Source organism: Halioxenophilus sp. WMMB6 (genome assembly GCF_033283405.1).
Classification (GTDB): Bacteria; Pseudomonadota; Gammaproteobacteria; order Pseudomonadales; family Cellvibrionaceae; genus Halioxenophilus.
The window spans coordinates 105,438-131,825 of record NZ_JAWMQR010000003.1 but is presented as its reverse complement, the minus strand read 5'-3'; the positions used below and the strand labels follow the sequence as shown (position 1 = coordinate 131,825).

Below are 26,388 nucleotides of genomic sequence, written 5' to 3'. Positions count from 1 at the left end.
CAGTGCTTACGCCGGTGGCTGCTATGGCGGCTACCGGTTTCTCTCATGGACGTGACAGGCAAGTCTCGATAATGAATTACTCGATCAAATTTTCCGGGCAGGTACTGGCGGGCTTTAGCAGCGATCAGGTTAAAGTGGCCATGGCAGAGCGAATGAAGCTCGCTCCGGAAAAAGTGGCGTTACTGTTCAGTGGTAAATCGGTCATTTTGAAAAAAGCGTTGGATGAGAGCAGCGCACAAAAGTACTACAGCTTTTTTCGGCAGCTGGGGGCTGATGTCAGCATTGATCCAGCGCTTGCCAGCACCGCAGCGGCGGCGGCGCCGGAGCCATCCGCGGAACTCTCCAATGAACCCTCCGAAGAGCCATCGACAGCAGCTATATCATTAACGCCCATGCAGGCCACCGAGGCGATGACCGCCCAGGGGCAACCCCTCAACCCCTACCGCACACCCCAGGCAAAAACCACCCGCGACGCTATCGTCTATTGCCGGGGCTGTGGTGTGCAACTGGTGGAAGGCGAGGCGCAGTGCCCGAGCTGTGGCACCTATCGCGAGCCGGGCAAGCCGCGCAGTAAATACGTGGCGGCACTGCTGGCTTTTTTCCTGGGCGGGCTGGGGGCGCACCGCCTCTACCTGGGCCAGTGGTGGGGAATTTTCTATTTCCTCTTTTACCTCATCATGATCCCCGTCGCCTGGATTGAGGCCCTGGTGTTTCTGTTTACCCCAAAGGCCCGTTGGCAGCGTAAGTATGGCAATGTCAAAGGCATCCATGTGGCGATTATTGTCGTCGTTGGTTTCTTTGGGGGTACCGCGTTGTTGGGCATAATTGCCGCGATTGCGCTGCCGGCTTACCAGGATTACACCACCCGCGCCGCCGTGGCGGCCGCCCTGTCTGAGGCCAAACCCTATCAAACGCAGATGGAGGCGTTTGTCGCGCGGACCAATTTTGTCCCCAGCGCCAACCTGGATATGAATCTGCCGCAGGCGGTGGCTACCCCACACATCGCCGCTCTGACGGTGCACGAGCAGGGGGCGATTCAACTGGAGCTGGCCGACCACCCCAGCCTGGAGGGTTACACCCTGGTGCTAACCCCCAATTTTGAATTTACCCCCGCCCGCTGGCACTGCGATGGCGGTACCCTGCCCAACCGTTTTCGGCCAGCCAACTGTCGCCTGCCGGAGGATAGCAGCGCGGCCCGAACACTGGGGAGCCGCCTGGTGGCTTCAGTGGCGGGAACCGAGTCGCTCTCCCTGCCCGAAGGCCACTGGCGGCAACAGAGTCTGCCGGAGGCGGCGCTCGCCTATGTCAATGAGCCGGACGATATTGGCGTGGTGGTGGTGAAAGAGGCGAAGGTTGATTTCGGTGGTGACACCAGCCTGGCCGAGTACACGCAAATGTTGAAAGACTACGCCTTTGCCGGTTTTCAAAATGCCGATTTTCAGGATGTTGGCGAACACGGGATTAATGGCAACGCCGGTTGGTTGTTTGAATTCACCGCCGCCGCCAATAATGTGCCGCTGCGGGGCTTGGTTGTGGCAGTAGAGGGTGATGAGCATTTTTATAAGGTGATGACGCTCACCGCCCGCGCCCGCTTTGAGCGCAATCGTGGGGCGATGCTGGCGATTGCCGACAGTTTTGAGACGAACCACTAGTTGCCATTGGGGCGGGACGTTGGCCTTGAGGAAAACCCTAAAGGGAGGAAAAAGGCGTGATCCATGGTTCCTGTCACTGCCAGCAGATTAAGTTCGAGATCACTGTCCAAGCGCTGACTGTGCGCTACTGCTATTGCCAAACCTGCCGAAAATTAAGCGCTGCCGACTATTCGGTGGTGGCCCATGTCGACTGTGATCAGTTCGCGCTTACCCGGGGTGCCGGCCATCTGCTCAGCTACGAGTCCCGTCCTGGAAAATGGCGCTACTATTGCGACCACTGTTTTGCACCCATTTATGTGGTAACCAACAACGAGCCCGACTTTTTGCGTGTGCGCATGGGGCTGTTGGATAGTCATTCGGACGGTTTGCCCAATGGCAAGCTGCCAGTGGCGGTGACTGGCCACATGTGGGTGAGCGAGAAACCGGCCTGGCGAAGCATTGATGATGGCCTGCCGGTCTACCTGTACGAATACACCGGCGATTGAGCAACAGCGGTTGTTGGTTGTCTTATCTGTTCCTATACCGGCCACTGTTTTAACAGCGGCCCCATTTTTAGGCCCGGCTATAGTTTTTAGGGGCTGAGTTAGCGTGTAGACTGGGTCTGTTTTGCAGTATTAACGATAACAATAACCACTGCGGAGGCCCTATGCCTGTCTCAATAAGTGCAAGCTCAATGAGTGCAACCGAAAAAGAGTTGCGTATCCAGCTCGCCGCCTGCTATCGCATCTTTGCCCACCTGGGCTGGGATGAGCTGATCTTCAATCACATCACCGTCAAAATTCCCGAAACCGACCACCACTTCCTTATCAACCCCTATGGCCTGCACTACAGCGAAGTGACCGCCAGCAATTTGATTAAGGTGGATATCAACGGCCAGCAATTGGACGACTCTCCCTATCGGCCCAACCCCGCCGGGATGGTTATCCACTCCGCAGTCCATGCCGCGCGTGAGGATGTGATCTGTATTGGCCATCTGCATACCGATGCCGGTTCGGTGGTGGCCTGTCAGCAGGAGGGGTTGCGCACCGATAATTTCTACTCGGTGCTGCTGCACAAGCAGGTGGCCTATCACGACTTCGAAGGGTTAACCGTAGTGGCGGGTGAGAAGGAGCGGTTGGTCAATAGCCTCGGCACCAAGAATTTTCTGATTTTACGCAACCACGGCATTCTGACCTGCGGCCGCAGCATCCCGGAGATGTTCTCCAATTTATGGATTTTACAGCGCGCCTGTGAGATTCAGGTGGCGGCCGACAGCAGCGGCCGGCCGTTAATTCCTATCGCCGACGATATTGCCGACAAGTCCTTTGAACTGCTCAGTATCCAAACGGCGGGTGCTCCGTCAGGGGCACTGGAGTTTTCCGCCATGCAACGCATTGTCGACCGCATAGACAGCTCCTATCGCGATCTTTAACCATGGCCTGACTCAAGGCGGCAATAAAACTCCGCTAGTCTCGGCGCTTAAACCAGAAACGATTATTGGAACAAAAATAGACGGCTCTCTAAGGATTGATTATGGCTTTGATCATTGCATCGGTGATTGTTGCGGCACTGCTGCCACTGCTGGCTAAAGCGCCCATGGGCTACGCACAAAGTAAAATGGCGGGTGGTTACGATAACCACAACCCCAGGGAACAGCAGAAGGCATTAACCGGTTTGGGGTTGCGGGCGTTGGCGGCGCATAACAATGCCTTTGAAGCCTTTCCACCGTTTGCCGCCGGTGTGCTGCTGGCGCTGTGGGGGGAGGCACCGCTGTTTACCATGCAGATTTTGTGTGGTGTGCATATTGTTGCCCGTGTTGGCCACGCACTCTTTTACTTCGCGGATGTACCTCCTCTGCGTTCTCTCTGTTGGGCAATCGGTATGGTGGCTTCCATCTGGCTTATGTGCCTGGCCTTTTAATCGGGTCATGGTTGCCGGCGTGCCGGAGCCGGGTTGTTGTTGGAAAGAGGCGTCATGGCCAAGCTGCTAATGATTTTGGGTGCAGTTATTTTTGTGGTTGGTGTGGTGTGCTACCTCTTTCCGCAAGCATTCACTTGGTTTGGCCGCCTGCCCGGTGATATCCGCATAGAAACCAAAACCGGTGGTCTCTATATTCCCGTTGTCTCTCTGTTATTGATCAGCCTGGTGTTGAGCCTGCTGCTCAACCTCTTTCGCCGCTGACGCCAAGGCCATGATTTGGCCGCCTTTTGTTTTAAATTGGCGGGTGAGTCGTTATGATCAAGCGCTGTGTTATGCCTGTTTGTTGTGTTAACAGTTCCTTAACAATTCACTGTGCCAGCGACCCACCATGCCGACCGCCAAAATTACCCGCCGTTTACTGATCTCTGCCGGAGTTGCCGCCGGTGTTGCCGCGCTCATTCCATTGAGTGGCCTGTTGGTCTCTCTTCCCGAAGAGGATTTGGCGCCTATTGCCGGTGATAAAAACGCTCCCGCCAACCAACCCTATCGGGCAGAACAGACCGGCTCCCTCGATGGCAGCGCCGTTAGCCAGCTGCAGGATTTTTGCCGTTGGGCGATTGCCGCCTGGGCGCTGCCCGGCCTGGACGATTACGCCGCTCAGTTGCCGGCGTTGCTCGAGTTAAAAACTCAGCAGGCGCCCAGCTACCTGGCCGAATATCAAAGTGCGGCCGCGTTGTTGATGGCGGCCCGCGCGCGTGAAAAGAGTGATGACCAAGCCTACACCTACGCCCTGTTTGCCGGGCGGGATTTAAAAAATAGTAACGCCACCCGGCTTGGGCGGGCGGAGCGCTGGGTGTTTAACGAGCTGGTGCGGCACATGATTAAAACCGGTGGCTTCCGGCGTTTTGGTTCGCAAAATTACGATGGATTTATCAATGTCGCGTTTACCGAGGCAGGTGCGTTTCGCAGGAGTTAACGGATTGTGAGTCAGGTGTTGGTGGTGGGTTCGGGCGTGGCGGCGGTGGCGGTAAGCCGGCGCCTGTTGGCCAGTGACCCCACGGTGCAGATTACCCTGCTGGAGGCGGGTGGTGATTTTATTGCGGCCGACTATCGGCAGTGGCTGGATATGATTATGTCGGGTGTCTCACCTACCCGGGCTTATAACGACCCGGTAAAAGATGCCGATATCAATACTGATGGTGGTATGCAGCTGCGCGGTGGCCGTATGTTGGCCAAGGGCGGCACCACCGGCCATTGGGGTGGCTGGTGCCCGCGCCTGAAACCGGAAGACTTCGCCTTGGGCGAGGTCAAAGGCGACCGGGCGCTCAATTGGGCCATTAACTACGCCGATTTTATCGACTACTACACCCAGGCTGAAATCTTCCTCAATGTTTGCGGTGATTCGACGCTTACCAATCCGCCGCGCAACCAGGGCCAATACCCCTTTGCCGCCACCGGCTACTCGGCGATTGACGGCGTGATCATGCCGGCACTGGAGCGCCTGGGCTATGGCTACGAAGCCATGCCGGTGTCGCGTCACCCAGAGAAGTGCCGCACCACTGGCACCTGCGTCTATTGTCCCTTCGATGCCAAGTACACGGCGGTGTCGGATCTAGACCGGTTGTTGCTGGAGTATGCCGGGCGCATTGAGTTGCGCCTGCAGAGCCCGGTGCTGGCCATTACCATGGCCTCACCTAAGCAGGCGGCCGGGGTGGAGGTGCTCAACCCGCAAACTGGCGCCAAACAATTTATCGCCGCCGATAAAATCATTGTCGCGGCGGGTACGATTGAGTCGACCAAACTGCTGCTGGCGTCGGTCTCCGAGCGTTGGCCCAACGGCCTGGGCAACCAGGGCGGCCACCTGGGCAAACACCTGGTGACCCACCCCTTTGCCATCGCCACCGGTGAAATCCCCAACAACCAGCAACGGCTGGCCGATGAGCTGGGCTTCCCCACTCTGGCCTGTCGCCACTTCGATTCGCCCGAGTATCAAGAGCTGGGCAAGATGTATTTCCTGCGCTACAACCAGGTCTCTGGCATCAATTACGATAAGCGTTTATTGGATGGCGTGTCGCCGGCGGCGATTGATGATGAGGTGTTGAACCACAGCCGGGTGGAGCTGCGCGGCATGATTGAGGCCTTCGATGAACCCGGCAATGAGGTTGGCTTGGCGCCGGGGACGACAGCGCTGGGGTTGCCACGAACCAAAATTCAGCACCGCGAGCCGGAGGCGACCCTGCGCGCACGCAAGCAGCATCACCAGCATCTGGTGGGGGTGTTAAAAGAGGCGGGGCTGAAAAATATTGAAGATCGCTCCTTCTGGGGCAATCGGGTCGACCACGCCACCAGTACCTGCCGGATGTCGGTCGATGCCGCCGACGGTGTGGTGGATGGCAACCTCAGGGTGCATGACACCGACAACCTCTACCTCTGTTCCAACGCCGTCTTCCCCAACTGTGGTGCCGTTAACCCAACACTGACCCTGGTGGGCTTGGCGTTACGGCTGGGGAATCATCTGGCGTCGGCCTGATGATTCGACCGGCCGGATTGCTCCGGCCAGCCACCTACAAAATGCGGGAATATTTAACCGCCTGCGGTACTTTCAGATAGGCATCGAAGGCCATGCAGATGCGGCGAATCAACAGCCGCCCATCGCTGGAGACCTGCAACCCCTGCTCAGTTCGAGTAATCAAACCATCGCCAATCATCGGCTCCAGCTCCGCCAGGGCATCGGCGAAGTAGCTTTGGAAGTCGATATTCCAGGCGTGTTCAAAGACGGCGAAGTCGAGCTGAAAATGGCAGATCAGCTGGCTGATTACCGCCTGCCGCAGTTGATCGTCCCAGGTGAGGGTGAGCCCCTTAAAGCTGGCCGGTTGTTGGTTGCTGAAGGCCTCCTGGTAGCTGGCGATATCCTTGTAGTTCTGCACAAAAATATTGTCGATGGCGCTGATGGCGGAGACGCCCATGGCGATCAGGTCGCAGTTGCCATGGGTGGCGTAGCCCTGGAAATTCCGCTGCAGCAGGCCCTGCTCCTGGGCGATGGCCAGGGGGTCGTCTGGTTTGGCAAAGTGATCCATACCGATATAAACGTAACCGGCGTTTTGCAGTGTTTCGATAGCGTCGGCCAGCATCTGCAGTTTTTCCTGGGGCTCGGGCAGTTGGCTGGCGTCCATCTGTTTTTGGCTTTTAAACAGGTGGGGCAGGTGAGCGTAGTTAAACAGCGACAGCCGCTCGGGGCTGAGCTCAATCACCTGCGCCAGGGTGGCGTTGACGCTGGCGCGGGTCTGCAAGGGCAGACCGTAGATCAGATCCATGCTCAGGGAGTGAAAACCCTCGGCCTTGGCCCGCTCAGAGAGGGCGCGCACCTCTTCCACCGAATTAAAACGGTTCACCGCCTGCTGCACGGCCGGGTTGAAATCCTGTACGCCCATGGAGAGACGGTTAAAACCGATCTCGCGCAGTACACCCAGCGTCTCTGGTGTTAAACCGCCTGGGTGAATTTCAATGGAGTACTCGCCACTGTCGTCATCCAACAGTTGAAAGTGGTTACGGGTGTGCGCCATCAACTCGCGCTTTTCTTCGTCGCTGATGTAGGTGGGGGTGCCACCGCCCCAGTGCAGCTGGTGCACCGGGCGGGAGTGATCCAGCTGGCTGGCGCGCAGTTCGATCTCCAATTTCAGGGCATCGAGGTAGGGGCGGGCCCGCTTTTTGTTGGCGGTGACCACCTTGTTGCAGCCGCAGTAGTAGCAGATGGTGTCGCAGAAAGGGATGTGCAGGTAGAGCGACAGCGGCCGGCCCGATTGGTTACTGCGGCCGATGGCGGCATCGACCTCACTTTGCGGGTAGCCCTCAACGAATTGGGGCGCGGTTGGGTAGGAGGTATAGCGTGGCCCGGCCAGATCGTAGCGTTTGATCAGTTCCGGATTCCAGTGCACCTTGGTAAATGTCATGCCGCCTACCTTTTGTTTGTTGCCCATAGTTTTGTGCGAGGGTGATTACCTCGGTGGGCGCCATTGTAGGCGGGGTGGCAGAGGCCAGGTTGATACTCATCAAGTCTGCCGGAGGCCAGCGGTGGCGGGGTGTGGAGTTGGAGGCCAGGTCGCAATTCGCTGGCCCCGAGCTAACGCGTTAGTGGGCGATATCGAACTCGGGGCCGGGTTGCTGCAGCTCTCCCTGGATAATGTGCAACGCCTTCTCCAGCGCCGGCAGGCTGGTGTCGCCCCCGACACAAAAACGGATCGCCTGGAGGGCGTTAAAGTGGCCGGCGGCAAAAGCGGCGGAGGGCTTGGCCATCACCTTTTGTCGCTCCAGACTTTGGCAGAACTCTTGACCCCGGCGCGGTTCTGGCAGCAGCAGCCAGACATTCAGGCCGTAGTCCACCGAGTGCAGGTCCAGCCCCGTTAACACCTGCCGCACCAGGGCATGGCGTTGGGTGAGTTGGCGCTGCTGTTCAATGATAAAACGGCTAGCGACGCCACTGGTGATCCAGCGGCTGGCGATCTCCACCATCAGTGGCGCGGTCATCCAGCAGCTGGAGCGAATGGCGCTGGCCGCCGCCCGCAGCAGGGGCTTGGGGGGCAGCAGGTAACCCACCCGCAGGCCGCCGGTGAGCGCTTTTGAGGTGCCGCTGACAAACAGGGTGATCTCCGGGTGGCGGTTGGCAAAGCTGGGTTGGCTGGCATCCAGCAGGCAGCCTTGGACATCGTCTTCCACTACCCACACCTGATGCCGCTGGAGGATCTCGGCCAATTGGTCGATGCGCTCGGCGCTGGTCTGTTCGCAGCTGGGATTGTTGACGCGGGTATTGAGGTAGATAAGCCTCGGTTTAAAGCGCAGGCAGGCGGTGTTGAGTGCCTCGGGTATAACGCCGTCGCTGTCGGACTCGATACCGATATGGCGCAGCCCCATCTGTTGCGCCACCAGCGAGAAGCCGGGGTAGGTGAGGCCGGCAGAGAGCACCGTATCGCCGGCTCGGCAGAGGGCGGCGGTGGCGGTGTGAAAGCCGTGCTGGCCGCCGTTGGTAATCAGTAACCGTTCCAGATCACCGCTGTCGATACCGGTCATCTGCAACCACTGCAGGCCCGCCTCCCGGTGGCGCAGCAGGCCGCCAGGGGTTTGATAGTTGAGCAGCTGTTTTAGCAGTGGCCGGTTGCCACTTAGGCTGGCCAGGTCCTCGGCCAACTGGCCGGCCTGGTCGACGTTGAGGGCAATGCTGTAGCTCAGGTCGACGATCTCTTCCGGCAGTGGTTCGCCAATGGCGAACTCGGTGCTGTTGTAGCTGCGCACATAGGTGCCGCTGCCCACCCGCGACTCAATCAGCTGCCGCTTTTCCGCTTCGGCGTAGGCGCGGGTGACGGTGCCGACCGTGACGCCCAGGCGGTCGGCCAGGTGGCGATGGGTGGGAAGCTTCTGCCCGGGTTGCAGCTCGCCGGCGGCGATGGCGGTAGCCATGGCGTCGGCCAGTGCTTTGTACTTGGGCTGTTCAGGGTTTAACTCGGGGGGATGCCAAATTGTCATGGTGACAAAAATTCAATTGACCTTGGTTTAATAAGCGCTAAACTCCGATTGTACCCATTCCTGGGTAGCAAAACTATCGCTGTTCTGCCTCTATCTCACCAAATTCAGTACAATTTAGCGGATCTAACGCAGTAGGTTAGCTTTTGCCTTCGATTTGTACGCTTTGCTTAAAATTGTATGCATACAATTTGGTGTTTTACTGGATAACTATCGCTATTTTACGAGGGTAAAAACCATGACTTTCCCCATCTACCAAGTAGACGCTTTCACCAACCAGCGCTTTGCCGGCAACCCTGCCGCCGTGGTGGTTATGGAAGAGGCGCAGCTGGGCATGATGGAGGTGAGCATGATGCAGGCGATAGCAGCCGAGAATAACCTCTCGGAAACCGCCTTCCTGGTACCGGAAGGGGCGGGATGGCAGCTGCGCTGGTTTACCCCAAGCGTGGAGGTCGACCTCTGTGGCCACGCCACCTTGGCCTGTGCCCATATCCTGTTTACCGAGGGCTACAGCTCGGCGAGCCGGCTGGAGTTCTATACCGCCAGTGGCACACTGGTGGTGAGCCGCGAAGGCGATGGCTACTGCCTGGACTTTCCCGCCAAGCTGGGCGAACCGGCAACATTGCCGGCAGCCCTGGCCGAGCGACTGGGCTTTGAGCCGGAGGCGTGCCTGAATACCGGCCGCCAGTGGTTGGTGGTTACCAGTGAGGCCAATGTGCGTGGCTTTGCTCACCACTTCAGCGACCAGCCCGGCGATGGTGGCATTATTCTCACCGCTCAGGGCTCTGGCGAGTTTGATGTGGTCTCCCGCTATTTTGGATTTGCCGGTTTGGGTATTGAGGAAGACCCGGTCACTGGCTCGGCTCACTGCCTGTTGATTCCCTATTGGGCCAAACGCCTGGCTAAAAACAGCCTTAAGGCTTATCAGGCCTCCAAGCGCGGTGGCGTGTTGCACTGCTGCGTGGAGGGCGCGCGGGTAACCATGGCCGGCGACGCTGTCACCTATATGAAGGGCTCGCTCTATCTTGCGTAAGGCAAAAGCCAAACCCAAAAATCAAAAGCTGGGCGCGGCCCAAGAGTCGATGGCCGCTTGGGTAATCGCTATTTAATTACAGGCCGGTGGTGTTAATTAATTTCAGCCACCGGCCTATGGAATTGTGTAAAGGTAAATCATGTTAGACACCAGTTTGGAGTTACAATACACCAGCTTGACGCTGGGTTATTTTTTATCACTGCTGTTATTTGTTTTTTCGGTGAGCATTACGCCGGGGCCAAACAACCTGATGGTGACCGCCTCGGGTATGAATTTCGGCTACCAGCGCACACTGCCACACATTTTAGGCATCTGTGCCGGTTGCCTGATTTTAATGAGCTTAACCGCGTTGGGTTTGGGTAGTCTGTTTGTCCGTTTTCCGGTGGTGCACACCGCGTTGAAGGTGATCGGCTCGCTCTACCTATTGTGGTTGGCCTACAAAATCTTCACCGCCAGTGCGCCCGGTGCAGGTAAAGAGCGCACGCGGCCGATGAGCTTTACTCAGGCGGTGCTGTTTCAGTTTGTTAACCCCAAAGCCTGGACCATGGGCGTTACCGGAATTTCGGCGTTTAGCTTAAATGGCGAGCTGCTGGTGCCGAGTATTATTACGGTTATTAGCGTGCAGACGCTGCTCTGCTTACCCTGCTGTTCGGCTTGGGCGATTATGGGCGCGAAGATTCGATCATGGTTGGCGAGCCCTCATAAGATTGTCTGGTTCAACCGCACTTTAGGGTTGGTGACCGCCTCGTCGGTATTGATGATTGTGAATTAACTCGCAACCACGGTTAATGACGAATAAACCAAACCGCACAGCTAAAAACTGTGCGGTTTTTTTATGGCTAACAAAAATGGCGCGGTGGTAAAAGGGACGAGCTATTTAAAGCGGTTGGGGCTGACGCCAGTCCAACTTTTAAAGGCACGGGAAAATGAAGCGGCGTCGGAATAGCCAACGGCGGCGGCCACCTGGTTGAGCGTCAGGCCACCTTTCGCCAGTAGGTGGAGGGCTAGATCGCGTTGCGCCGACTGTTTTAAGGCTTGAAACGTGGTGTGCTCTTCGGCCAGTTTTCGTCGCAGCGTGCGCGAAGTGATATTGAGTTGTTTGGCCAGCGGCTCAATTTGTGTGGTTTGCAACTGCTCAGGCGTTTGCAGTTGGTCTAAAACAATTCGCGAGTAGCGCGGCCAATAGCTCTGTCGGCGAAACCAATTGAGCGGGGTTTCGGCCAGGTGTTGCTGAATAGAGTCCGGCGTTTGTACCACGGGTTTAGCCAATAAGCGGGCGGGAAAAATAATACGACTAACGCTTTGTTTGAATTCGGCTGGACAGGGGAAGAGTAACCGGTACTCCTCAACGTGGCTGGGTTCAGGGTGAGCCAAACTGACGGAAATCAACGGTACCCAGGTACCAATTAACCAGGCGGGAAAGCGATGCCAGATCAATAGGTAGAGGTCGGTAAGCATGTGGTCTGCATCCTGTGCAGGACTCGTTAGTGTCATCGACAGACTGGCGGTCTCTTCCTGCTCTGCCAAGGTTAGGCTAAAGCCTGGGCAAACCAGGTTGTAGAAGCGGCAAATATAGCGGTAAACATCGCCCAGGGTTTTCTGAAAAACAGCCTGCTCCGCCATCAACGCAAAAATTCCATAGCGACACGGCTCACTCGCCATGCCCAGCAGTTCATCGTCGGCCATCTGCCAATAACACCGGACCAGAACATCCAGTTGGGCGGCGGTGATGCGCATCGTTTTGGAATCGATATTGTTGGGGAGTATCTTGGCCGAGGCCATTAATTGCTGAGTATCTAAGCCATTTTTTGCCGCAGAGCGAATCACTGCGCGCGCGTAGTGCATAGAGATGGTCTGTTCCTCAAACGACATGGCTAGTAGTGGTTTACCGTTGTTCGTCTCTAAAAATGGCTGAAGCTGGTGTCCGATAATATCAAGCTATTGTCAGCTTTGGCTATTGGATCAACGCCGCCTATTTGGAAGACTGTGCCCCCTGTATCCGCAACAGAGATTACCCGTTTCGCAGCTATTAATCGTCAACCAACGACATAAATACATTCTGCTCATACAGTGGTCGGATGGCGATATTTAGTCTGTCTGTTGTTTCCATCAAACGCAAAATCGAGAGGCATAATCAATGTCAGGCTATCGCTATCCTCTGCAGGATGTACTTTTTTTAATGGAAGAAATTGTAGAAAGCCGGAATGAAAACAGTGGCGTTCAGGCAGGCGAATTTGATATTGATACTGCCCGTTTGGTTTTGGAGGAGGCGGCACGATTTGGTGAACAGGAGCTGGCCGAGCTTAATCGTGTTGGTGATCAACAGGGCTGTTCGTTGCGGGGAGAGGTGGTTGTAGCGCCTGGCTTTAGCGAGGCTTATCGCCTGTTCGTTGAGGCGGGCTGGATGGGCTTGCCGTTTCCGGAAGCCGTTGGCGGCCAGGCGTTGCCGGCGCTTATCGCTTCGTCCGTGAATGAAATTTGGCACAGTGCCAACATGGCTTGGGCGCTCTGCCCAATGTTGACGCAAGGCGCTATCACAGCAATTAGTCACCACGGCAGTGAACAACTCAAGCAATACTGGCTGCCTAAATTGGTTAGCGGTGAGTGGAGTGGCACGATGAATCTAACCGAGCCCCAGGCGGGTTCGGATCTGGCGGCAATCAAAACCCGAGCCGAGCGCGATGGTGACCACTACCGAATTAAAGGCCAGAAGATTTTTATCACCTGGGGTGACCATACGATGAGCAGTAATATCATCCACCTGGTGTTAGCCCGTTTAAGTGATGCTCCACCGGGGGTTAAAGGCCTCTCGCTATTTTTAGTGCCTAAGTGGTTGCCGAATGACAACAACGAACCCGCTATTGCGAACGACCTGAGCTGTATAGCGATAGAACATAAAATGGGCATTCATGGCTCGCCAACCTGCACCATGAATTTTGGTGAACAGGAGGGGGCTGTGGGCTACCTGATTGGTGAGGAGCACCAGGGTTTGGCCTGTATGTTTACCATGATGAACCATGCTCGCTTAGAGGTAGCCACGCAGGGTGTCGCTATTTCGGAGCGAGCGTTACAAGCAGCCATGAGTTACGCCGAAGAGCGTAAGCAGGGCAGCGATCAAGCGGGTAACAGTATCGCAATCAATCAGCACGCAGATGTACAGCGCATGTTGTTGATCATGCGATCGGCCACCTCTGCCATGCGTGCGCTGTCGCTGTGGGTTGCCGCGCTCAAGGATGATTTGGCGGAGTCGGAGAGTGAGCAACCTTTGTTGCACAAACGCCTCGCGCTGCTTACGCCGATTACAAAAGGTTGGCTTACAGAGATGGCTCAGGAGCTCACTTACCTGGCTGTTCAAGTGCACGGCGGTATGGGGTTTGTTGAGGAGACGGGTGTCGCCCAATATTATCGGGATGCCCGTATTCTCACTATCTACGAGGGTACCACTGGCATACAGGCGATGGATTTGATTGGCCGGAAAGTCGCGCTGGAGGGTGGTGAAACCGCTCTGCTACTGTTGACGGATATCGAACAGAGTGCTGCGGCTCTAGCCAACAATCCGGCGCTGGCGGCCATGGGGCGAGCACTGGCCAATGCCACTGCAGTTGCAAGAGAGGCAACTGAACAAATTGTGGCTGCCCAGAGTGATCTACATAAACTGGGTGCCGTTGCTACGCCTTATTTAATGTTAATGGGCTACCTGATTGGCGGATGGCTACTCTGTCGCAGTGCGCTAAAGGCGCAGACAATGCTTGACAACAGTAATGATGCCCGCGCTGATTTAAAAGATCGGGTTCAGTTGGCGGGATTCTACTGCCATCACCTGCTCAGTCGAATTCACGCTCTTGCGTTCAGTGTTAGCGCGGGGGATGACTATTTTTCCAGTATGGAAAATAGCGGTGTACAAATTTGTAAATAAACAGCAGTGTTTATTGGCCAACAGCGCTGTTGATACCATTTTTGTTACTTTGCGATACCTTATTTGAATGATGCTAAGAAGGCTTTGACAATTTTGTAGAAGTCGATAGATTAGACGACATTATTAGCTAGATAAGTCGCCAGAATAACAAAAATGTTGACTAAAATGCGTCTCATCGACCATTTCAATCTACGCTCCAGCCTGCGCTTTGACATAGACAGAGGGCACATTTGGCTGGGGCAGAATCGCATGTTCCTCCTACATACCGCCGCATTCGGCGAGCTCAGGCGCTCAATAATCGATAACTTTGGGATAGAGTCTGCAAAGGCATTGTTTCTGCGTATGGGCTTTATCTCCGGACAGCAAGATTCCGCTCTGGCCTACAAGATGTATGAAGAGGGTGACAATTTTGACGTATTTAAATTGGGGCCCGAACTGCACGCCTTTGAAGGATTGACCAAAGCCGAAGTGACTGAGGCCGATATCGACTGGGAGCAGGGTATTTTCTACGGTCGAGCCAAGTGCCAACATTCGGCCGAAGCCGAACAGCATGTTCGTCATTATGGTATTGGTGACGAGGTGGCTTGTTGGGCCATGGCGGGTTATGCCTCTGGTTATACCACCGGTTTTTTTAAACGCTTTATTGTTTTTAAAGAGATTGAGTGCGCCTGTAAAGGCGATGAAGTTTGCATCATAGAAGGCAGGCCCGCGGAAGCTTGGGATGATCAGAATTACGTTGATCTATTCCGCTCTGAGCGCGTTACCCGGGACTTGGCCGATTTAGAAAATGAGCTAAAACATCTGCGCGGCAAGCGCGCCGAGGTGCCGACACAAGGCAACCTGGTGGGTGAATCCCATGGTTTTAAACAGTGTTTTGATATTCTCAGTCGGGCGGCCAAGGCGCCTATCTCCGTTTTAATTTTAGGTGAGACGGGTGTTGGCAAAGAGGTGTTCGCGCGCTGGCTGCACGATAACAGTGATCGTAACAATGAACCGTTTGTTGCGATTAACTGTGGTGCCATCCCCAGTGAATTGATTGAGGCAGAGCTGTTCGGTGTGAGCCGTGGTGCCTTTACCGGTGCCCAGGAATCACGGCCCGGAAAGTTTGAGCGGGCCGATGGTGGTACACTTTTTTTAGATGAGTTAGGTGAGTTATCACTGGCGGCTCAAGTAAAGCTGTTAAGAGTGTTGCAAACCGGCGAAATTGAACGGCTGGGCGACAATAAAATCCGTACCGTTAATGTTCGCCTGGTGGCGGCCACCAATGTTGATCTCAACAAATTAATTGATGAGGGCAAGTTTCGTTCGGACCTCTACTATCGCCTCTCTGCCTACCCTGTGGAGATACCACCATTAAGAGAACGTGCATCGGATATCAAACTGCTGATTAAAGCGATGATCGAAAAGTACGCGCCGGTATACGATAAAAAAGTTTGCGGTGTGACTGATGAAGCTATAGCGGAGCTAACCCAGTACGATTGGCCAGGTAATGTTCGTCAGCTGGAAAATGTAATTGAACGGGCCATATTACTGCTGCCGGAAAATGGGTGGATTGGTATTGAACAGTTAAAAATACAGTCCGCACGGAAGATGTTGGCTAATGTTAAAACGGATGGGGCCGTTAGCGAAGATCACTTTGAGAGTGTTGAGGTTCGCTACGATCAGCTACCTGATGATCAGCTGAATTTAAAACAGCATGAAGACAAGTTGTTAAAAATTGCCCTTAAGCGTGCTAACGGTAATGTTTCAGAAGCCGCCCGATTGCTAGGCCTAAGTCGCAGGCAGGTGGCCTATAAAATGAGTAAGTTGGATACCTAGCAGGTCATGGTTGAAAAAGTCGAGGCTATAGATTTACCCGTGTGCAAATGACTGCCTGATAACGATTGCAACCAGAGGTGGTTGCCGTGAATTAATTGGTGTGTGTTTCTTAGGTGTTGCTCGTTTTTCCGTTTCTTAATATTTTCCCTTTCCCTTTCCCTTTTTATTTCCGATGATTTTCTGTCTGTTCGACTTTGGTCGAAGTGATTCTAGATGTTCACGTAAATAAATTATCGGGTCGTAAATTATTAGTGACCAATGTTATTTACAACTTTGTACATTCACCATTTTTGACTTTACAAATATGTAAAATAAATAGTGGGGAAAAACAACAGAAAATAAAAAATATCAATAAATACAACGAATTATAAATGTTGGTCTCGCCTTTGCCTTGTTTAAGGTAAGCCCGGCTGCTCTGCCGGATAACAATGTACATAAAAAAAATAATCAAAGGAGATTCAATATGGCTATGACTGGTGTTTTACGTCCAGGCCACGCTCAAGTCCGGGTTCTTAACCTGGAGGAGTCCGTTAAATTTTACCGTGATGTTATGGGTCTGGTGGAGACCGGTCGCGATGATCAGGGCCGTGTCTACTTTAAGTGCTGGGACGAGCGGGATCACAATAGCTACATTATCCGCGAGAGTGATCAGGCGGGCATCGATTTTATCGGCTTCAAAGTCCAAAACGAAGATGCGCTTAACACTCTGGAGAAAGATTTAAACGATTACGGTATTGAGACCCGACGTATTCCTGCTGGTGACCTACTTGAAACCGGTGAGCGGGTCCGTTTCACCTTGCCTTCTGGTCATGAGCTTGAGCTATTCGCAACCAAGACCTCGGTTGGTAATGGTATGTCGTTAACCAATCCTGGCCCCTGGTGTGCTGATTCAGAGAAAGGTATCTCGCCAGTACGCTTTGATCATGCACTCCTCTATGGCCCCAATATCGATCAGGTCAAAAAGATCTTCACAGAGGTGCTTGGCTTCTATCTGGTGGAGCGGGTGCTGGGTGAGGATGGCTCTACAGAGATGGCTATCTGGCTCTCCTGTTCGCATAAAGTCCACGACATCGCGTTTGTTGAATACCCAGAACCAGGTAAGTTGCACCACTGTTCTTTCTTGATGGAAACCTGGGAACAGGTGCTACGCGCGGGGGACATCATGTCGATGAATGAAGTCGCTGTCGATATCGGTCCCACCCGACATGGCATTACCCGTGGTTGCACAATCTACGCCTGGGATCCCTCCGGCAACCGCTTCGAGACCTTTATGGGTGGTTATCAACCCTATCCCGATTATGAGCCCATCACCTGGACGGCAGAGAATTTTGGTCAGGGGCTGGATTACCCGCAGCGGAAGTTACATGAGACTTTCCTAACCGTGGTTAGCTAATCAGCTGGTTTTGTAGAGCTCTGCGGGCCAGAAAGTTTTACTGGTCAGCTAGAGCGTTCACTTAATTGGAGAGCGTCAGGGGATACCTATGCCTATCGATCAGCTACCAACCGACAATATGACTAAATATGTGCACGTCACACACAGAAGCAGCCGCTTTGTAGAGTTCAACTTTGCTATAGGTGATCCTTCGCTCTACGCCGAGTTAATTCTACCCTCGGTCGCGTTCGCTGAATTCTGCCAAAAAAACAATGTGCAGATGTTGTCTGAGCGCGAAGTGGTAGAGATTAAGGCGGCAGAAAACCGGTGGCGCTTTGGTGACCTTGTGCCAGATTAACCGACACACATCACTACCCGATTGCAAATAGATAAAGATAACAAAATAGAGGGCTCACTATGTCCATCGAAATTAAAACGGCTTCGATAGAACCGGTGCGCGCGACATTCGCCAATATCAGCAGACGCTTTGGCGAAAAGGCGGCAACCCGTTATCAGGAAGCGACCTATGATATTCAGCCAGAAGGCAATGAACACTATCGTCCGCTCTGGGATCATGATCATGAAATGGTGGATGCCAGTCGTACGCAAATAGTGATGCGCGATTGGTACGACTTAAAAGATCCCCGCCAATACTACTATGGCGCCTATGTTCAGCAGCGGGCAAAAATGCAGGAGATAGCTGAAGGCAATTATAGCTTTTTTGATAAGCGAAATTTGGCCGAGCTGTTAACGGACGATATCAAGTCCCGGGTTATTAAGTATTTGGTACCACTGCGCCACGTGGAGCACACCGCCAACCTAAATAATATGTTTGGTTGCGCCTACGGTTTCGGTACGACATTAACCCAGGCCTTTCTCTATAACGGTATGGATAGATTAGGTATGGCGCAGTATCTGTCCCGTATTGGCCTGCTGCTGGATGGCAATACCGGTTCGGCATTGGCTGAGGCTAAGCAGGCCTGGATGGAAGATCCAATGTGGCAAGGTTTAAGGGCGCTGTGTGAGTCGACGCTGGTGGTAAAAGATTGGTTTGAACTGTTCATTGCGCAAAACGTGGTGATGGACGGCTTGGCCGCCGAGCTTTTCTATCGACAATTTGATCAGCAGTTGGTGGCTCAGGGGGGGCAAGACATTGGTATGCTCACCGAGTTTATGCGCGAGTGGGAAAAAGATTCCAACCGCTGGGTCGACGCAGTCGTTAAAGTTACTCTGGCTGAATCGGATGGCAACGCACAACTATTGCGTAGTTGGACAGAGCTCTGGCGATCAAAAGTGGCCGAAGCCTATCAACCGATCGCTGACAGTATTCTGGGTAGTGAAGGGCTAAACCTTTGCCTGGCTGAGCTGGATAAACGACTAACTAAACTGGGGCTTTGCTAGGAGGGGGCTATGTCTAAGGTCTATTTAGTGTTGCAAGACAACGATGACTCTCGATTTATCGTAGAGGCGATAGAGCAGGATAATGGCGACGTCAATATTATCCATCAACCAGCCATGATCCGTATTGAAAATGAGAACTCACTGGTCATTAAGCGTGAGAGTGTTGAGGAGAAAATCGGACGAAGCTGGGATATCCAAGAGTTACATATTAATTTAGTCACTCTGGGCGGCAACGTCGACGAAGATGACGAACAGTTAAGTTTAACCTGGAATTACTAGGGGAATGCACGATGACTAATAAAAAATTAAATATAAAAGATAAATACCGGCTGCTGACTCGGGATCTTGACTGGGAGTTCTCTTACACAGACCGCAAAGCGGCTTTCCCCTTGGAAGAGTTTGAGGGAATAAAAATTACCGATTGGTCCAAATGGGAAGATCCGTTTCGTTTGACCATGGATGCCTACTGGAAGTACCAGGCTGAAAAGGAAAAAAAGCTCTACGCCATCTTTGACGTGTTTGCACAAAATAACGGCCATTTAAATGTCTCTGATCCCCGTTATGTTAATGCCATCAAGTTGTTTCTAACGGGTATTACCCCTCAGGAGTATCAGGCGTATCAGGGCTTTGCTCACCTGGGTCGACAGTATGGTGGTGTCGGCGCTCGCGTCGCCTGCCAGATGCAGTCGATTGATGAGTTGCGCCATGTGCAAACTCAGGTGCACGCCATGAGCCATTACAACAAGTTTTTTGATGGCTTCAAAGAGTGGACGCACATGCAGGATAAGGTGTGGTACCTCTCTGTTCCCAAGTCTTTTTTCAACGATGCGCGCAGTGCCGGCCCCTTCGAATTTCTGGTGGCGATCAGCTTCAGTTTTGAATATGTGCTAACCAACCTTCTATTCGTGCCGTTTATGTCGGGTGCGGCCTACAACGGGGATATGGCGACGGTTACCTTTGGCTTTTCGGCGCAGTCCGATGAGGCCAGGCATATGACGCTGGGCTTGGAGGTAATCAAATTCCTGCTTGAGCAGCACGAAGATAACCTGCCGATTATCCAGAAATGGATCGATAAGTGGTTTTGGCGGGGCAGTCGACTGCTCACTATCGTTGCCATGATGATGGATTACATGCTACCCAATAAGGTTATGAGTTGGCAGGAGGCATGGGAAACCTATTTTGAAGAGGCGGGTGGCTCACTGTTTAAAGATCTGGCTCGCTACGGAATTAAAATGCCGGAGTATGCGGAGCTGATCAAGCGTGAAAAGGAGCATGTGTCACACCAGGCCTGGTGGACTTTTTATACCTATGGCCAAGTTGCAGGTTTTCATACCTGGATCCCTACCGACGATGAGCTCGATTGGTTGAGTGAAAAATACCCGAATACTTTTGATAAGTACTACCGCCCTCGATACGAGTACGCACGCAAACTGGAGCAAGAGGGCAAGCGCTTCTACAACGGCACGCTGCCAATGCTCTGCACCACGTGTCAAATTCCGTTGCTGTTTACCGATATGGATGATCCCAGCTTAACCAGCCATAGAAGCAGTGAGTATGAAGGTGATCACTACCACTTCTGTTCCGATGGTTGTCAGCACATCTTTGAGGATGAGCCAGAGAAATACGTGCAATCCTGGTTGCCGGTTCACCAAATATATCAAGGCAATTGTGGCGGACCTGGGCTGGAGGAGATCCTATCCGAGTACTACCGCTTCAGTTTGGGCGAGGACAACCTCGATATGGTCAATTCGCCGGATGAGCAGCGCTGGAAGAAGTGGAAGGGCGTTGCCTAGATAAAATCGCTGATTTTCACTCTGGCAATGTGTTGTTTATCTGCTCAGCGGCCTGGTGTTTAACATTAATGCCGGGCCGGAGAAAGATAACAAATAAATAATAATGATAAGGAGGCCGACGTGTCTGTTAAAGCCTATTACGAAGATTATAAATACCCTGCTAAAGATCGGCAGGAAAATTTCCATGGTAATCAGCTGGTCTATGTCAATTGGGACAAACACCTGCTGTTTGCTGCACCCTTTACACTGATGGTATCGCCAGCAATATCTTTTCGATCGTTGCGCGATGAAGTGATGCCCAACGCATTTAATCAGCACCCAGAGTGGACTGCCATTGATTGGCAGAAGGTTCATTGGCTGTTAAACGGTGAGCCGTTTACCCCGCAACTGGAATGCACGTTAGTCGACCAGGGGATTACCCACAAGTCTTTTCTGCGTATACAGACTCCTGAATTAACCGGCATTAGTGCCGCTGGCATATAGCAGGTAGGATCATGAGCTACGAAGTTACTATCGAGCCCACCGGTGATGTGATTACTGTGGAAGAGGGGCAGACCATTCTCGACGCGGCCTTGCGCCAGGGGGTGTGGTTGCCATTTGCCTGCGGGCACGGCACCTGTGCCACCTGCAAAATTCAGGTGTTGGAAGGCGAGGCAGATGTTGGCGAGGCATCACCCTTCGCACTGATGGATATGGAGCGCGATGAAGGCAAGTTGCTGGCCTGCTGTGCCAAGCCCGAAACGGACATGGTGATTGAAGCGGATATCGATGTCGACCCCGATTTTTGTGGTTACCCGGTTGAAGACTATACCGCCACCACCATTGCTATAGATCAATTGTCACCCACGATTAAAGGTTTGGTCTTCGAACTGGATCGTCCGATGCAATTTCAAGCTGGCCAATACGTCAACCTCACGATTCCTGGTGTCGAGGGAACGCGGGCATTTTCTATCGCCAACTCGCCATCCCAACCCACCCGCTTGGAGCTGCACGTGAGGTTGGTTCCGGACGGGGCTGGTACCAGTTGGCTGCACCAGCAGTTGCAGGTGGGTAAGCAACTACAGATCTCCGGCCCTTACGGCCAATTCTTTGTGCGCAAGTCCGATCCAAAAGATCTTATCTTTATCGCTGGTGGTTCCGGTTTGTCGAGCCCGCAATCGATGATTTTAGATCTGTTAGAAGAGGGCTGTGAGCGACAGATAACCCTGTTTCAGGGGGCTCGCAATCTGGCTGAGCTCTACAACCGGGAATTGTTTGAATCACTGGCCAAAAAACACAGTAATTTCTGTTATGTGCCGGCCCTGAATGCACCGCTACCGGAGGATAACTGGGCCGGGTTTGCCGGTTTTGTTCACGAAGCGGCCATGGCTCATTTCAACAATCGGTTTAGTGAACATAAAGCCTATTTGTGCGGCCCCCCTCCCATGATCGACGCCGCCATCACCAGCCTGATGCAAGGCAGGCTGTTTGAGCGCGATATTCATATGGAGCGGTTTGTTACTGCCGCCGATGGTGCCGAAGAGCAGTCAAGATCGGCGTTGTTTAAACGAATTTGATTGAGCGTCTGGCCATAAGAGCGGAGGTGTATGCCTGCTGGTCTGTCGGTTGTGCACTACAGTTTCTGATTACTATAAAGGTATGAGGAAGGCGAAAAAATAGTATTAGATGGTATTCGATTGGTTAATTAAGCTAATCCCATCAGCCATTATCTCTGTCTACAGCCGTTTCGGCGTGCTATCTGAAACGACAAAATAATAAAGGTCGTAGCAAATGCGAGAAGTAAATAATTTCATAGCGGGTTGCTTTCAGCCATCCCAATCCGGCAGAACCTTCGACAAGCGTTCACCGATCAATAACCAAGTCATTGCCACCATTGCCGAAGCGGATCGCAGCGATGTCGACCAGGCTGTGGCGGCCGCTCGGGCGGCATTGAAAGGGGAGTGGGGGCAGTTGTCGGCCGATCAGCGTGTGGCCATGTTGTACGAGGTTGCCGACGAGATCACGCGACGTTTTGATGATTTTGTTGAGGCAGAGATGGCCGATACCGGCCAGCCAGAGCACGTCATGAAGCATGTGTTTATTCCCCGTGGTGCCGCCAATTTTAAAATATTTGCCGACGTCATTAAAAATGTAGCCTCCGAATCATTCCGTATGGCAACGCCGGATGGCCTGGGCGCGCTCAACTATTCGCTGCGAGTACCGAAAGGGGTGATTGGCGTTATCTCGCCCTGGAATGCCCCCTTTATGTTGATGACCTGGAAGGTTGGCCCCGCCCTCGCTTGTGGCAATACGGTGGTGGTTAAACCCTCGGAAGAGACACCATTAACAGCGGCGCTGTTGGGTGAGGTGATGAATAAAGTGGGTGTGCCGGCCGGTGTTTATAACGTGGTCAATGGTTTTGGCCCCGACTCCGCCGGCGCCTTCGTTACTGAGCACCCGGAGGTGGATGCCATTACCTTTACCGGCGAAACCCGTACCGGTACCGCGATTATGAAAGCCGCCGCTGAAGGGACGCGGGATGTCTCCTTCGAGATGGGTGGCAAAAATGCGGGGATTATTTTTGCCGACTGCGATTTTGACAAGGCCGTTGACGGGATCTTCCGCAGTGCTTTCTTAAACACCGGGCAGGTCTGTTTGGGTACCGAGCGGCTCTACGTTGAGAGGCCCATATTCGACAAATTCGTATCGGCATTAAAAGCTAAAGCCGAAGCGGTGAAGTACGGCTCGCCCCTGGATCACGCCACCAATTTTGGCCCATTGATTAGTCGCGAGCACCAACAGAAGGTGCTCTCCTACTACAAAAAAGCGGAGCAGGAAGGTGCCACCGTGGTGACCGGTGGCGGCATTCCCGATATGCCACCAGAGCTGGCTGAGGGTAATTGGGTACAGCCCACCATTTGGACCGGCCTTGCCGACGATGCGGCAGTTTGCACCGAAGAGATCTTCGGCCCCTGTTGTCATATACGGCCGTTTGATTCCGAATCTGAAGTGGTCGCGCTGGCCAACAATACCAACTACGGTTTGGCCACCACCATTTGGACCACAAATTTATCACGCGCCCACCGTTTAGCCGAGCAGGTTGAGGTGGGTATCACCTGGATTAACAGCTGGTTTTTGCGGGATCTACGCACCCCCTTTGGCGGTTCTAAGCAGTCCGGTATTGGTCGCGAAGGCGGTGTGCACTCACTGGAGTTTTACACCGAAACTCGCAATGTCTGTATTAAGTTGTAGAGGTAATTATGGAACAGCAACAGATTCAAGAGATTGGCGAAAGACTCTACGACGCCTATCGATCTGGTACCACGATAGCGCCACTCACAGAGAGCTATAGCGGTATCACCCTGGAGCAGGCCTACCAGGCACAACTCTATTTCACCGAACGACGACTGGCCGCCGGTGAAAAAATCATTGGCAAGAAGATCGGCGTAACCAGTAAAGCGGTGCAGGATATGCTGGGCGTTTATCAACCCGATTTTGGTCAGCTGACCGACGCCATGATTTTTCCCAATGGCAGCACACTGGACCTGAGTAACCTCATTCAACCGAAAGCGGAAGCGGAGCTGGCTTTTGTTTTAAAAGAGGATCTGGTTGGGCCTGGTATTACTGCAATGGACGTCATTCGGGCCACTGACTATGTTGCACCCTGTTTCGAAATTGTCGATTCCCGCATCGATAATTGGAGAATCAAAATTGAGGATACCGTTGCCGATAACGCTTCCTGTGGTGTTTTTGTGCTGGGGGATATCAAGGGCGACCCGCGCTCAATTGACATCACCATGGCCGGTATGGTTTTGGACAAAAACGGCGAGTTGTGTTGCACCGGCGTGGGTGCGGCCGTGCAGGGCGGGCCTGCCAATGCGGTGGCCTGGTTGGCCAATACGCTGGGTAGCTTAGGGCTGCCGTTTAAAGCCGGGGAAATCATTCTTTCCGGTTCCCAATCACGGTTGGTGGAAGTGACCGATGGTGACGAGCTGGTGTGTACCGTCGGGGGCTTGGGTTCCTGTCGGGTTAAATTTAGCGGGAGGAGTCGAGCATGAGCACAACACTCAATCGCGAGGATGTGGTACGCCTGTGTGAACGGGTGGAGGGGGCTCAGACTCGAGCCTACTCAATACCGAAATTAACCGACGAGTATCCCGAGATGAGCATCGCTGATGCTTACTTGGTGCAGAATGAATTGCGCCGTCGTTTTCTGCAACAGGGCCACCGCTTAACGGGTTGGAAGGCCGGCTTGACCTCCAAGGCAAAAATGGAGCAGATGGGTGTTGCTGTACCCACCGTGGGTTTCTTAACCGACAAAATGGCGCGCTCTGAAAACACCGTTATCTCGGTCGCTGATCTGGTGCACCCGCGGGTGGAGTGTGAAGTGGCCTTTGTAACCAGATATCCACTGGCCGGGCCCAACTGCACCGCCGAACAGGTGCTGGAAGCGACGGATTATGTGCTGCCCGCCATTGAGGTGATCGACTCGCGTTTTCACGGATTTAAATTCGACCTGGCCAGCGTAATTGCCGACAACAGCTCCTCTGCCCGCTACGTCGGCGGTGGCCGCCCCCGCAACGTACACGATATCGAACTGCGTAGCATTGGTGTGGTGCTAGAGAAAAATGGCGAGATTGTACAGATGGGTGCGGCCGCAGAGGTGCTGGGTGATCCGGCGGAAGCGGTTGCGCTGTTGGTTAATATTTTGTCTGAATTTAACGAAACCCTGCCGGCCGGTAGCTTTGTTATGAGTGGTGGTATCACTGCGGCTGTGGCAGTGGCGCCGGGGGATAATATCATCGCCCGTTACCAACACCTCGGTTCTGTATCGATTCGCTTTGGCGAATAACATTGGAGAATAATTAAAAATGCCAATTATTGAAATGCATCTATTGGCGGGCCGCTCCACCGAAGCCAAGGGTAGGGCGGCCCAAGCCATCACCTCCGCTGCCGCCGAGGCGCTGGGTGTGGCACCGGAGACGGTCCGAATTCTAATCACAGAGCATGCAAAAGATGAGTTTTACGTAGCGGGTAAAGCTGGTCGAGCGAGCGATCAATTGCGTGCAGTCGAATCCAGTGGAGATGAGTAGCCATGAAAAAAATTAAATGTGCTCTTATCGGATCGGGCAATATCGGTACTGATCTGATCTATAAAATCCAACGCAGTCCGGTGTTGGAGGCCGTGTGGATGGTGGGTATCGACCCCGAATCCGAAGGCTTGGCGAGAGCCCGCGAGATGGGCTTGAAAACCACTCACGAAGGCGTTGATGGACTATTGCCGCACGTGCTGGCAGACGAAATTCAAATTGCCTTCGATGCCACCAGTGCCTACGTTCATGCCGAAAACAGCCGTAAGCTCAATGCGCTGGGCGTAATGATGATTGATCTGACACCGGCGGCTATTGGCCCGTTGTGTGTGCCGCCGGTGAATTTAAAGCAGCATGCTGAAAAATTGGAGATGAATGTCAATATGATCTCTTGCGCCGGCCAGGCGACTATTCCGATTGTGAATGCCGTGGTGCAGATACAAGAGGTTGAGTATGCCGAGATTGTTGCCAGTTTGGCCTCGCTCTCGATTGGGCCTGGTACCCGAGCCAACCTGGATGAGTTTACCCACACCACCTCTAACGCCATTGAAAAAGTGGGCGGTGCAAAAAAAGGTAAGGCACTGGCTATTATCAATCCCGCTGAACCACCGATGATTATGCGGAACACCATCTACTGCCGCACCAGCGACACCCCCGACCAAGAAGCCATTACCAAATCGATATTGGATATGATCGAGAAGGTCCAGGTTTATGTGCCGGGTTACCGGTTGGTGAATGGGCCGGACTTCGACGGCAATATGGTGTCGGTCTTTATGGAGGTGGCGGGCCTGGGTGATTACTTGCCCACCTACGCTGGCAATCTGGACATTATGACAGCGTCCGCAACGCGCACGGCGGAGATGTTCGCCGAGGAGATTCTCTCGGGCGCTATTGAGTTAAAACCGGTTGAGGTGGCCTGAT

The 26,388-nt window shown here is 53.5% G+C and carries 26 protein-coding genes; 23 read left to right on the top strand and 3 right to left on the bottom strand.

The features are described 5' to 3' along the window. The first annotated feature begins 71 nt into the window (after positions 1 to 71). From SBL51_RS09565 to SBL51_RS09535, 7 genes are all read left to right on the top strand, one after another. Complete coding sequence (locus SBL51_RS09565) at positions 72 to 1,652, top strand: NINE protein (protein WP_317930697.1); 1,581 nt, start codon at positions 72 to 74, stop codon at positions 1,650 to 1,652. A 56-nt stretch (positions 1,653 to 1,708) separates the two neighbouring features. After that, positions 1,709 to 2,137 (top strand): GFA family protein, encoded by a 429-nt coding sequence (locus SBL51_RS09560; RefSeq protein ID WP_317930696.1) that lies wholly within the window; start codon positions 1,709 to 1,711, stop codon positions 2,135 to 2,137. A 188-nt stretch (positions 2,138 to 2,325) separates the two neighbouring features. Beyond that, complete coding sequence (locus SBL51_RS09555) at positions 2,326 to 3,063, top strand: class II aldolase/adducin family protein (protein WP_317930695.1); 738 nt, start codon at positions 2,326 to 2,328, stop codon at positions 3,061 to 3,063. A gap of 101 nt (positions 3,064 to 3,164) precedes the next feature. Beyond that, positions 3,165 to 3,551: an MAPEG family protein gene (locus tag SBL51_RS09550; RefSeq protein ID WP_317930693.1), complete on the top strand. Its 387-nt coding sequence runs from the start codon at positions 3,165 to 3,167 to the stop codon at positions 3,549 to 3,551. Positions 3,552 to 3,605: 54 nt separating this feature from the next. Then, complete coding sequence (locus SBL51_RS09545; protein WP_317930692.1) at positions 3,606 to 3,812, top strand: DUF2905 family protein; 207 nt, start codon at positions 3,606 to 3,608, stop codon at positions 3,810 to 3,812. A 127-nt stretch (positions 3,813 to 3,939) separates the two neighbouring features. Beyond that, the gene (locus tag SBL51_RS09540; RefSeq protein WP_317930691.1) at positions 3,940 to 4,527 is read left to right on the top strand and encodes a hypothetical protein; all 588 of its coding nucleotides are present in this window, start codon (positions 3,940 to 3,942) and stop codon (positions 4,525 to 4,527) included. A gap of 6 nt (positions 4,528 to 4,533) precedes the next feature. After that, positions 4,534 to 6,081, top strand: a complete 1,548-nt coding sequence (locus SBL51_RS09535; protein WP_317930690.1) for a GMC family oxidoreductase — start codon at positions 4,534 to 4,536, stop codon at positions 6,079 to 6,081. Positions 6,082 to 6,115: 34 nt separating this feature from the next. Here the strand turns inward: SBL51_RS09535 and hemN are convergent, their stop codons facing one another. Next, positions 6,116 to 7,501, bottom strand: coding sequence for an oxygen-independent coproporphyrinogen III oxidase (gene hemN, locus SBL51_RS09530; RefSeq protein ID WP_317930689.1), 1,386 nt, complete (start codon positions 7,499 to 7,501; stop codon positions 6,116 to 6,118). A gap of 178 nt (positions 7,502 to 7,679) precedes the next feature. Next, positions 7,680 to 9,068 (bottom strand): PLP-dependent aminotransferase family protein, encoded by a 1,389-nt coding sequence (locus SBL51_RS09525; RefSeq protein WP_317930688.1) that lies wholly within the window; start codon positions 9,066 to 9,068, stop codon positions 7,680 to 7,682. Positions 9,069 to 9,303: 235 nt separating this feature from the next. On the opposite strand from SBL51_RS09525, the gene SBL51_RS09520 reads away from it, so the two are divergent. Continuing rightward, complete coding sequence (locus SBL51_RS09520) at positions 9,304 to 10,098, top strand: PhzF family phenazine biosynthesis protein (protein WP_317930686.1); 795 nt, start codon at positions 9,304 to 9,306, stop codon at positions 10,096 to 10,098. A gap of 139 nt (positions 10,099 to 10,237) precedes the next feature. Then, the gene (locus SBL51_RS09515) at positions 10,238 to 10,870 is read left to right on the top strand and encodes a LysE family translocator (RefSeq protein WP_317930684.1); all 633 of its coding nucleotides are present in this window, start codon (positions 10,238 to 10,240) and stop codon (positions 10,868 to 10,870) included. Positions 10,871 to 10,971: 101 nt separating this feature from the next. Here SBL51_RS09515 and SBL51_RS09510 read toward each other — a convergent pair whose 3' ends face one another. Continuing rightward, positions 10,972 to 11,970: an AraC family transcriptional regulator gene (locus SBL51_RS09510; RefSeq protein ID WP_317930683.1), complete on the bottom strand. Its 999-nt coding sequence runs from the start codon at positions 11,968 to 11,970 to the stop codon at positions 10,972 to 10,974. A gap of 307 nt (positions 11,971 to 12,277) precedes the next feature. Between SBL51_RS09510 and SBL51_RS09505 the strand changes: the two genes are divergently transcribed. The 14 genes from SBL51_RS09505 (at position 12,278) to SBL51_RS09440 (ending at position 26,387) form a co-directional block, all read left to right on the top strand. After that, positions 12,278 to 14,014 (top strand): acyl-CoA dehydrogenase, encoded by a 1,737-nt coding sequence (locus SBL51_RS09505; RefSeq protein WP_317930682.1) that lies wholly within the window; start codon positions 12,278 to 12,280, stop codon positions 14,012 to 14,014. A 153-nt stretch (positions 14,015 to 14,167) separates the two neighbouring features. Continuing rightward, a complete protein-coding gene (locus tag SBL51_RS09500) occupies positions 14,168 to 15,832 on the top strand; it encodes a sigma-54-dependent Fis family transcriptional regulator (protein ID WP_317930681.1) in 1,665 nt (554 codons plus the stop codon). Between the two features lie 469 nt (positions 15,833 to 16,301). Continuing rightward, the gene (locus SBL51_RS09495) at positions 16,302 to 17,225 is read left to right on the top strand and encodes a catechol 2,3-dioxygenase (RefSeq protein WP_317931143.1); all 924 of its coding nucleotides are present in this window, start codon (positions 16,302 to 16,304) and stop codon (positions 17,223 to 17,225) included. A gap of 88 nt (positions 17,226 to 17,313) precedes the next feature. Next, positions 17,314 to 17,562, top strand: coding sequence for a phenol hydroxylase subunit (locus SBL51_RS09490; RefSeq protein ID WP_317930680.1), 249 nt, complete (start codon positions 17,314 to 17,316; stop codon positions 17,560 to 17,562). 59 nt (positions 17,563 to 17,621) lie between these two features. After that, on the top strand, positions 17,622 to 18,605 hold the full coding sequence (locus SBL51_RS09485) for an aromatic/alkene monooxygenase hydroxylase subunit beta (RefSeq protein ID WP_317930679.1): 984 nt from the start codon (positions 17,622 to 17,624) through the stop codon (positions 18,603 to 18,605). 9 nt (positions 18,606 to 18,614) lie between these two features. Beyond that, on the top strand, positions 18,615 to 18,884 hold the full coding sequence (locus SBL51_RS09480; protein ID WP_317930678.1) for an MmoB/DmpM family protein: 270 nt from the start codon (positions 18,615 to 18,617) through the stop codon (positions 18,882 to 18,884). Between the two features lie 11 nt (positions 18,885 to 18,895). After that, positions 18,896 to 20,398, top strand: a complete 1,503-nt coding sequence (locus SBL51_RS09475; RefSeq protein ID WP_317930677.1) for an aromatic/alkene/methane monooxygenase hydroxylase/oxygenase subunit alpha — start codon at positions 18,896 to 18,898, stop codon at positions 20,396 to 20,398. 120 nt (positions 20,399 to 20,518) lie between these two features. After that, positions 20,519 to 20,881, top strand: coding sequence for a phenol hydroxylase subunit P4 (locus SBL51_RS09470; protein WP_317930676.1), 363 nt, complete (start codon positions 20,519 to 20,521; stop codon positions 20,879 to 20,881). A gap of 11 nt (positions 20,882 to 20,892) precedes the next feature. After that, the gene (locus tag SBL51_RS09465; RefSeq protein ID WP_317930675.1) at positions 20,893 to 21,954 is read left to right on the top strand and encodes a phenol 2-monooxygenase domain-containing protein; all 1,062 of its coding nucleotides are present in this window, start codon (positions 20,893 to 20,895) and stop codon (positions 21,952 to 21,954) included. 214 nt (positions 21,955 to 22,168) lie between these two features. Then, positions 22,169 to 23,629, top strand: a complete 1,461-nt coding sequence (locus SBL51_RS09460; protein WP_317930674.1) for a 2-hydroxymuconic semialdehyde dehydrogenase — start codon at positions 22,169 to 22,171, stop codon at positions 23,627 to 23,629. An 8-nt stretch (positions 23,630 to 23,637) separates the two neighbouring features. Beyond that, positions 23,638 to 24,435: a 2-oxopent-4-enoate hydratase gene (dmpE, locus tag SBL51_RS09455; RefSeq protein ID WP_317930673.1), complete on the top strand. Its 798-nt coding sequence runs from the start codon at positions 23,638 to 23,640 to the stop codon at positions 24,433 to 24,435. Next, positions 24,432 to 25,229: a 2-oxo-3-hexenedioate decarboxylase gene (gene dmpH / locus SBL51_RS09450; protein WP_317930671.1), complete on the top strand. Its 798-nt coding sequence runs from the start codon at positions 24,432 to 24,434 to the stop codon at positions 25,227 to 25,229. The genes dmpE and dmpH overlap by 4 nt, the downstream gene beginning before the upstream one ends. Before the next feature lie 19 nt (positions 25,230 to 25,248). Then, positions 25,249 to 25,470, top strand: coding sequence for a tautomerase family protein (locus tag SBL51_RS09445; protein ID WP_317930670.1), 222 nt, complete (start codon positions 25,249 to 25,251; stop codon positions 25,468 to 25,470). 2 nt (positions 25,471 to 25,472) lie between these two features. Next, on the top strand, positions 25,473 to 26,387 hold the full coding sequence (locus SBL51_RS09440) for an acetaldehyde dehydrogenase (acetylating) (RefSeq protein ID WP_317930669.1): 915 nt from the start codon (positions 25,473 to 25,475) through the stop codon (positions 26,385 to 26,387). Position 26,388 lies beyond the last annotated feature (1 nt).